At 72.0% G+C, this 7,656-nt stretch carries 7 protein-coding genes and 1 pseudogene; 7 read left to right on the forward strand and 1 reads right to left on the reverse strand.

The window, feature by feature from the left end:
* The 5 genes and pseudogenes from dnaK to IF47_RS0126290 all read left to right on the forward strand — a co-directional run.
* A pseudogene (dnaK, locus tag IF47_RS28340) lies at positions 1–214 on the forward strand (molecular chaperone DnaK); the annotation flags it as partial.
* A complete protein-coding gene (gene grpE / locus IF47_RS0126275) occupies positions 211–933 on the forward strand; it encodes a nucleotide exchange factor GrpE (RefSeq protein ID WP_031511494.1) in 723 nt (240 codons plus the stop codon). The pseudogene dnaK and the gene grpE, both read left to right, overlap by 4 nt.
* A 33-nt stretch (positions 934–966) precedes the next feature.
* Entirely contained in the window at positions 967–2,142 is a 1,176-nt protein-coding gene (gene dnaJ, locus IF47_RS0126280) for a molecular chaperone DnaJ (RefSeq protein ID WP_031511495.1), read from the forward strand.
* Positions 2,143–2,148: 6 nt separating this feature from the next.
* Positions 2,149–2,625, forward strand: coding sequence for a heat shock protein transcriptional repressor HspR (locus IF47_RS0126285; RefSeq protein WP_031511496.1), 477 nt, complete (start codon positions 2,149–2,151; stop codon positions 2,623–2,625).
* A 132-nt stretch (positions 2,626–2,757) separates the two neighbouring features.
* Positions 2,758–3,597 carry a trypsin-like serine peptidase gene (locus IF47_RS0126290; protein WP_051718259.1) on the forward strand — a complete coding sequence of 280 codons (840 nt, stop codon included), beginning with the start codon at positions 2,758–2,760 and terminating at the stop codon, positions 3,595–3,597.
* A 91-nt stretch (positions 3,598–3,688) separates the two neighbouring features.
* On the opposite strand, the gene IF47_RS0126295 is transcribed toward IF47_RS0126290, so the two are convergent.
* Positions 3,689–4,111 carry a pyridoxamine 5'-phosphate oxidase family protein gene (locus IF47_RS0126295; protein WP_031511498.1) on the reverse strand — a complete coding sequence of 141 codons (423 nt, stop codon included), beginning with the start codon at positions 4,109–4,111 and terminating at the stop codon, positions 3,689–3,691.
* A gap of 115 nt (positions 4,112–4,226) precedes the next feature.
* Here IF47_RS0126295 and clpB point away from each other — a divergent pair, with 115 nt between their 5' ends.
* Positions 4,227–6,821: an ATP-dependent chaperone ClpB gene (gene clpB / locus IF47_RS0126300; protein WP_031511499.1), complete on the forward strand. Its 2,595-nt coding sequence runs from the start codon at positions 4,227–4,229 to the stop codon at positions 6,819–6,821.
* Between the two features lie 212 nt (positions 6,822–7,033).
* Positions 7,034–7,564, forward strand: a complete 531-nt coding sequence (locus IF47_RS0126305; RefSeq protein ID WP_031511500.1) for a YbjN domain-containing protein — start codon at positions 7,034–7,036, stop codon at positions 7,562–7,564.
* Positions 7,565–7,656 lie beyond the last annotated feature (92 nt).

Genomic DNA, 7,656 nt, shown 5'->3' on the forward strand with positions numbered 1-7,656 from the left:
GCTGAAGGGGGAGGACACCGCGGCGATCCGGGAGGCGTCGGAGAAGGTGGCCTCCACCAGCCAGAAGCTCGGGCAGGCGCTGTACGCCGACGCCCAGGGTCAGCAGGCCGCCGGCGGTTCCGCCGGAGCCGGCGCCCAGAACAGCGACGACGACGTGGTGGACGCCGAGATCGTCGACGACGACAAGTCCAACAACAAGGGTGATGCAGCGTGACGGAGGAGACCCCGGGCTTTGAGCAGAAGCCCGACGTCCCCACCGAACCGGCGGCCCCGGCTCAGGGGCAGCACGACCTGAACGGGCAGCCGGAGCAGCCCGCCGACACCTCGGCGCAGACCTCCGGGCCCGCCGAGGAGGCGGGTCCGGAGGAGCAGGCCGGCGACGCCGGCGCGGTGGCGGCGCTGACGGCCCAGCTCGACCAGGCCCGCAGCGCCCTGAACGAGCGCACCCAGGATCTCCAGCGGCTCCAGGCGGAGTTCTCCAACTACCGCCGCCGGGTCGAGCGGGACCGGGCCGCCGTCAAGGAGATCGCGGTCGCCAACGTGCTGGCCGAGCTGCTGCCGGTGCTCGACGACATCGGCCGCGCACGGGACCACGGCGAGCTGGTCGGCGGCTTCAAGTCGGTGGCCGAGTCGCTGGAGACCGTGGTGGCCAAGATGGGGCTGCAGCAGTTCGGCAAGGAGGGCGAACCCTTCGACCCGACCGTGCACGAGGCTCTGATGCACTCGTATTCTCCGGATGTCACCGAGACGACGTGCGTGCAGATCCTTCAGCCCGGGTATCGCATCGGCGAGCGCACGATCCGCCCCGCGCGGGTCGGGGTCGCCGAGCCACAGCCGGGCGCGCAGCCGTCGTCCCCGTCGTCGACGACGGCCGAGGCACAGCAGGCGGAAGCGGCACCGGATGAGGAGAGCGGTGGCCCCGAACAGGGCTGACGCGAGGAGAGACCGAGAGGAGGGACGCCGGGGATGAGTACCAAGGACTTCGTGGAGAAGGACTACTACAAGGTCCTCGGCGTCCCGAAGGACGCCACCGAGGCGGAGATCAAGAAGGCGTACCGGAAGCTCGCCCGCGAGTACCACCCGGACGCCAACAAGGGCGACCGCCAGGCGGAGGAGCGCTTCAAGGAGGTCTCCGAGGCGCACGACGTCCTGGGCGATCCCAAGCGTCGCAAGGAGTACGACGAGGCGCGCGCGCTCTTCGGCGCCGGCGGGTTCCGCACCGGCCCGGGAGCGGCGGGCGGCGGCTTCAACTTCGACCTGGGCGACCTCTTCGGAGGCGGCGCCCCGGGCGGAGCCGGGGCCGGCGGCTTCGGCGGCGGCCTCGGGGACGTCTTCGGCGGTCTGTTCGGCCGGGGCGGCACCACCACCCGCACGCAGCCGCGCCGCGGTCAGGACATCGAGTCCGAGGTGACGCTCAGCTTCACCGAGGCGGTGGACGGGGCCACGGTCCCGCTGCGGATGTCCAGCTCCGCGGCGTGCAAGGCCTGCTCGGGCACCGGCGACAAGAACGGCACCCCCAGGGTCTGCCCGACCTGCGTCGGCACCGGGCAGGTCAGCCGCGGCGGCGGGGGCGGGTTCTCGCTCACCGACCCGTGCGTGGACTGCAAGGGCCGCGGACTGATCGCCGAGAACCCGTGCGAGGTCTGCAAGGGCAGCGGCCGGGCCACCAGCTCGCGCACGATGCAGGTCCGCATCCCCGCCGGGGTCTCGGACGGCCAGCGGATCAGGTTGCGGGGCAAGGGCGCGCCGGGCGAGCGCGGCGGACCGAACGGAGACCTCTACGTCGTGGTGCACGTCGAGCCGCACCCGGTGTTCGGCCGCAAGGGCGACAACCTGACGGTCACCGTGCCCGTCACCTTCACGGAGGCGGCGCTCGGCGGCGAGATCAAGGTGCCGACCCTCGGCGGTCCGCCGGTCACCCTCCGGTTGCCGGCCGGTACGCCCAGTGGCCGGACGATGCGCGCCCGCGGCAAGGGAGCGGTGCGCAAGGATGGCACTCGGGGCGACCTGTTGGTCACCATAGAGGTGACGGTTCCGAGGAATCTGAGCGACAAGGCACGGGATCTGCTGGAGTCCTACCGTGACGCGACCGCGGGCGAGGATCCGCGGGCGGCGCTGTTCAAGGCCGCGAAGGGAGATTGACGGAAGATGGACGGGCACGGCCGCGGACGACAGGGTCAGGGACGGGCACGCAACAACCCCTATGAGCTGACGGACGACTCGCCGGTCTACGTCATCTCGGTCGCGGCCCAGCTCTCCGGGCTCCACCCGCAGACGCTGCGGCAGTACGACCGTCTCGGTCTCGTCTCCCCCGATCGCACCGCCGGGCGCGGTCGCCGCTACTCGGCCCGCGACATCCAGCTACTGCGGCAGGTGCAGCGGCTGTCGCAGGACGAGGGCATCAACCTCGCGGGCATCAAGCGCATCATCGAGCTGGAGAACCAGGTCACCGCCCTCCAGGCCAAGGTGGCCGAGCTCCAGCAGGCGCTGGAGGGCGCGGCGCTGGCCATGCGCCAGCGCGAGGCGCAGGTGCACGCGTCCTACCGCCGCGACCTGGTCCCCTACCAGGAGGTGCAGCAGTCCAGCGCGCTGGTGGTCTGGCGCCCCCAGCGGACGGCGGACTGACCGGACCGGCCGAACCCGTCGGACCGATCGGGTCCGGCGGGGCGGTCCGAATCCCCCGCACGGATCCCCGCGCTCACCTGATCGGCGGTGTGCGGATGGCCGGATGGCCTAAGCGGGGCGCAGCGTGAAGGCATGGACAAGATACGCGCCGTCATAGCCGCAGTCGTCACCGTCGCCACCTCCGCCGCGCTCCTGGGTGCCGCGCCGCTGAACCCGCCCGTGCCCGCCGCCCCGGCGGAGCGCGTGGCCGACGCGCTCCGGGCGCCCTGGCCCCACGGCACCGTCAGGACCGTCGGGAAGCTCGTCGGGACCTATGCGGACGGGCAACTGCTCACCTGCTCCGGAGCCGTGGTGGACGCGCCGAACGGAAGCGTCGTCGTCACCGCCGCGCACTGTGTCCACAACCCCGGCGAGCCGCGCTGGGAAGAGGCCTGGTTCGTCCCCGGCTACGACCGCCACGGCACCGCGAACGTCGCGCGGGTCGGTTGGCGGGTGAAGTCCGCGCACGTCGAGTCCGAGTGGAAGCGCGGCCGTCTCCCCGATTCCCTGCCGTACGACTACGCGTTCCTGACCGTCGAGAAGAAGGACGGTCGGACGCTCCAGGAGCGGGTGGGGGCCAACCGGATCGACTTCGCACCCGTGGACCCCGGCCGGCAGACCGTCGTCCTGGGCTACCCGGCCGCGGCGCCGTACGACGGCGAGACGCTCGGCCACTGCGCGGGCACGCCCGCCCTGCTGACCGGCCGGGACACCCAGGCGCCCAACGTGGGCGGGCTGCTGCTGGAGTCCTGCGACCTGACCCAGGGGTCCAGCGGTGGGCCGTGGCTCCAGGAGTACGACGCGGAGAGCCAGTCCGGCACGGTCGTGGCCGTGATGTCGGTCGGTGACGACCAGGGCCGGGTGCTCGGCCGTCCCTTCCCGGAGCAGGCGCGGAAGCTGCTCCAGGCCGCGGGCGACGCCTCCCGTGGCTGAACCGCCCACCGGGCCGCTCGTGGACGCGCCGCCGGCGTTCGACGCCGGCGGCGCGTCGCCGTGTCGGCGGGGGTTCCCGGCCGGACCCCGGTCAGACGGTGCCCAACGCCCGGTCCACGGCGATCTCGATCAGCACCCGCTCGGGGTTGGGGCGCGGGGTGCGCAGGTAGCGCTCGGCGTACCGGGCGACCGCGTCGGCGATCGCCTCGGGGTCGGTGCGGACGGTCGCGCGGCCCTCCAGGGTGGCCCAGCGCCGCCCGTCCACCTGGCAGACGGCGACCCGGGCGCCCTCGGGGCGCTCGGCGGCGGCCAGGACGTTGGCCACCTTGGTGCTGCCGCGCCGGGTGATGACCCGGGCCAGGCCCGCCTCGGGGTCGTAGGTGACGCCGACCGGCACCACGTGGGGCGTCCCGTCGGGCCGCAGGGTGGTCAGGGTGCACAGGTGGCGTTCGCGCCAGAAGGCGAGGTAGGCGTCCTCGGGATTCCGGGGGTCCCGTCGTGATTGCGTGGCCATGATCCGGAAACTATCCCGTTTTCCCTTCCCGCTTCTGCCTTGAGCGCAGTAGACTCAACTTACTGCATGTGGTTCATTGCAGAGTTGGAGACGGCAGGAGGAGGAGCACGCACTCGTGGACGCCGAGCTGACGAACAGGAGCCGGGACGCGATCAGCGCGGCCGACAACCGCGCCCTCACCGGGGGCCACCCGGACATCACCCCGGCGCATCTGCTGCTGGCCCTGCTGGAGGGCCAGGACAACGAGAACATCCAGGACCTGCTCGCCGCCGCCGACGCCGACCAGGCCGCCCTGCGGTCCGGCGCCGAGCGCCTGCTGGCCGCCCTGCCCAGCGTGCAGGGCTCCACCGTGGCCCGTCCGCGGCCCGACCGCGAACTGCTGTCCGTCATCGCCGACGCCACCCGGCGCGCCAAGGAGCTGGGCGACGCCTATGTCTCCACCGAGCACCTGCTCATCGGCCTGGCGGCCAAGGGCGGGCAGGTCGCCACGCTCCTCGCGCAGCAGGGCGCCACCGCCGCCAGGCTGCTCGACGCCTTCGAGCGCAGCCGCGGCGGTCAGCGCGTCACCACGCCGGACCCGGAGGGCACCTACAAGGCCCTGGAGAAGTTCGGCACCGACCTCACCGCCGCCGCGCGCGAGGGCCGGCTCGACCCCGTCGTCGGCCGCGACCAGGAGATCCGCCGCGTGGTGCAGGTCCTCTCCCGGCGCACCAAGAACAACCCCGTGCTCATCGGCGAGCCCGGCGTCGGCAAGACGGCCGTCGTGGAGGGCCTGGCGCAGCGCATCGTCAAGGGCGACGTCCCCGAGTCGCTGAAGAACAAGCGTCTGGTCGCCCTCGACCTGGGCGCGATGGTCGCCGGGGCCAAGTACCGCGGCGAGTTCGAGGAGCGGCTCAAGGCCGTCCTGGCGGAGATCAAGTCGAGCGAGGGGCGGATCGTCACCTTCATCGATGAGCTGCACACGGTCGTCGGCGCGGGCGCCGGCGGCGACTCCGCGATGGACGCGGGCAACATGCTCAAGCCGATGCTGGCCCGCGGCGAGCTGCGCATGGTCGGCGCCACCACGCTCGACGAGTACCGCGAGCGGATCGAGAAGGACCCGGCCCTGGAGCGCCGCTTCCAGCAGGTGCTGGTCGCCGAGCCCACCGTCGAGGACACCATCGCGATCCTGCGCGGCCTCAAGGGACGCTACGAGGCCCACCACAAGGTGCAGATCGCCGACGGCGCGCTGGTGGCCGCCGCGGCCCTCTCCGACCGCTACATCACCTCCCGCTTCCTGCCGGACAAGGCCATCGACCTGGTGGACGAGGCCGCCTCCCGGCTGCGCATGGAGATCGACTCCTCGCCCGTGGAGATCGACGAGCTCCAGCGCGCCGTGGACCGGCTGAAGATGGAGGAGCTGGCCCTGGCCAACGAGAACGACCCCGCCTCCCGCGAGCGGCTGGAGCGGCTCCGCCGCGAGCTGGCCGACCGCGAGGAGGAGCTGCGCGGCCTCACCGCCCGCTGGGAGAAGGAGAAGCAGGGCCTCAACCGCGTCGGCGAGCTGAAGGAGAAGCTCGACGAGCTGCACGGCCAGGCCGAGCGCGCCCAGCGCGACGGCGACTTCGAGACCGCCTCCAAGCTGCTGTACGGCGAGATCCCCACCCTGGAACGCGAGCTGGAGGAGGCGTCCGCCGCCGAACAGGAGGCCAGCGGCAAGGACACCATGGTCAAGGAGGAGGTCGGCTCGGACGACATCGCCGACGTCGTCGCCTCCTGGACGGGCATCCCCGCCGGGCGGCTGCTGGAGGGCGAGAGCCAGAAGCTGCTGCGCATGGAGGAGGAGCTGGGCAAGCGGCTGATCGGCCAGACCGAGGCCGTCCGCGCCGTCTCCGACGCCGTCCGCCGCTCCCGCGCCGGCGTCTCCGACCCCGACCGGCCCACCGGATCCTTCCTCTTCCTCGGCCCCACCGGCGTCGGGAAGACGGAGCTGGCCAAGGCGCTCGCCGACTTCCTCTTCGACGACGAGCGGGCCATGGTCCGCATCGACATGAGCGAGTACGGCGAGAAGCACTCGGTCGCCCGCCTGGTCGGCGCGCCCCCCGGTTACGTCGGCTACGAGGAGGGTGGCCAGCTCACCGAGGCGGTGCGGCGGCGCCCGTACAGCGTCGTGCTGCTGGACGAGGTGGAGAAGGCCCACCACGAGGTCTTCGACATCCTGCTCCAGGTGCTCGACGACGGGCGGCTCACCGACGGGCAGGGGCGGACGGTGGACTTCCGCAACACCATCCTCATCCTCACCTCCAACCTCGGCAGCCAGTTCCTGATGGACCCCCTGGCCAAGGAGGAGGAGAAGCGGGAGAAGGTCATGGCGACGGTCCGCTCCTCCTTCCGGCCCGAGTTCCTCAACCGGCTGGACGACCTGGTGATCTTCTCCGCGCTCAGCGGCGAGGAGCTGCGCCGCATCGCCCGGCTCCAGATCGACGCACTCGCCCGGCGCCTGGCCGACCGCCGGCTCGTCCTCGACGTCGCCGACGCGGCGCTGGACTGGCTGGCGGTGGAGGGCAACGACCCGGCCTACGGCGCCCGCCCGCTGCGCCGCCTGGTCCAGACGGCGATCGGCGACCAGCTCGCCCGGGAGATCCTGGCGGGCGAGATCCGCGACGGCGACACCGTCCGCGTGGACGTGGACGTGGAGCGGGAGGGCCTGTCCGTCACCGCGACGCGGTAGCGGCCCCGGCGGCACCCCTGCCACGGCCCCCGACCGGACCTCGCCACGGCCCCCGGCGGCGCCCTTCGAGGGCGGCGTCGGGGGCCGCGCGCGTCCGGATCCCCGCATCGGATGATCATGGCGGGCCGATGGCGGAGGACGGAAGTTCGGGCTTGCCACGACGGGGTCGGGGTAGGGGAGGATGGCAGGAATCGTATGAAGGGATATCCACGGTGAGCATCGACCCGTCCTCGATTCCGAACTTCGGGGGCCAAGAGCCCGAGAAGCAGCCGACGGGGCCTGCCGGTCCTGTCATCCCCGACCAGGACCTGGTCAAGCAGCTCCTCGAACAGATGGAGCTGAAGTACGTCGTCGACGACGAGGGTGACCTCGCGGCGCCGTGGGAGGAGTTCCGCACCTACTTCATGTTCCGGGGGGAGAAGGAGCAGGAGATCTTCTCCGTCCGGACGTTCTACGACCGTCCGCACTCCATCGAGGACAAGTCCCGCCTGCTGGAGCTGATCGACGACTGGAACCGTCGCACGCTCTGGCCGAAGATCTACAGCCACACGCACGACGACGGCACGGTCCGCCTGATCGGCGAGGCCCAGATGCTGATCGGCGTCGGCGTCTCGCTGGAGCACTTCGTCTCCAGCACGGTGAGCTGGGTGCGCGCGTCGGTCGAGTTCGACCGGTGGCTGGTGGAGCAGCTCGGTCTGGCCAAGGACGTGGAGTCGGACGGCCCCGACGGCGAAGAGGGCTGACAGTGAGGATGTGACGTGGTGACGTTGCCGGTGGGTCTGACTCTTGGGCTGACCGACGTTCTCGACTGTCCTGTTTGGGATTTGTCGGCCCA

Source organism: Streptomyces megasporus, from assembly GCF_000718985.1.
Classification (GTDB): Bacteria; Actinomycetota; Actinomycetes; order Streptomycetales; family Streptomycetaceae; genus Streptomyces; species Streptomyces megasporus.

Excerpts from the sequence above, each read along its gene's own strand:
- dnaJ (WP_031511495.1), top strand. The coding sequence starts at position 967 with ATGAGTACCAAGGACTTCGTGGAGAAGGACTACTACAAGGTCCTCGGC.
- IF47_RS0126285 (WP_031511496.1), top strand. The coding sequence starts at position 2,149 with ATGGACGGGCACGGCCGCGGACGACAGGGTCAGGGACGGGCACGCAAC.
- IF47_RS0126290 (WP_051718259.1), top strand. The coding sequence starts at position 2,758 with ATGGACAAGATACGCGCCGTCATAGCCGCAGTCGTCACCGTCGCCACC.
- IF47_RS0126295 (WP_031511498.1), bottom strand. The coding sequence starts at position 4,111 with ATGGCCACGCAATCACGACGGGACCCCCGGAATCCCGAGGACGCCTAC.